We start from the raw sequence: 426 nt of genomic DNA on the forward strand, positions 1-426 counted from the left end.
CGAGCGCCGGGTCGGACGCCTCGGTCACCTCGGTCGCGTCGAACGCGAGGTCCTTGCCCACCGACCACGCCACGGCGAGGCCCGCGAAGCCGTTGCCGGGCGAGCCGCCGACGTCCTCGATGTCGCCCTCGTTGCCGGCCGACAGCACGACGGTCGTGCCGAGCGCGGTGAGCTCGGAGACCTGCAGCGACTCGGGGTCGTCGGCGGGTGCGCCGGCGGCGCCGAGCGACAGATTCAGCACGTCGATGCGGTCGTCGAACGACCCGTCGCTGTCGGGGTCGGCCGCCCAGTCCAGCGCGAGCGACGACAGGCTCGTGGAGCCCGCGACGTCGCCGAACACCTTGAGCGCGTACAGCTTGGCCATCGGCGCGGTGCCCGGGCCGACGGGCCAGTCGAGGACCGACCCGAGCGCCGAGTAGTCGCCGT

1 protein-coding gene is annotated in these 426 nt (G+C 73.9%); it reads right to left on the bottom strand.

The window, feature by feature from the left end:
* A partial coding sequence (locus G3I71_RS48300) for a S8 family serine peptidase (protein WP_164325325.1) occupies positions 1 to 426 on the bottom strand: 426 nt, incomplete at both ends.

Origin of the sequence: Streptomyces sp. SID12501 (assembly GCF_010550245.1) — a bacterium.
In the GTDB taxonomy this organism is placed as follows: Bacteria; Actinomycetota; Actinomycetes; order Streptomycetales; family Streptomycetaceae; genus Streptomyces.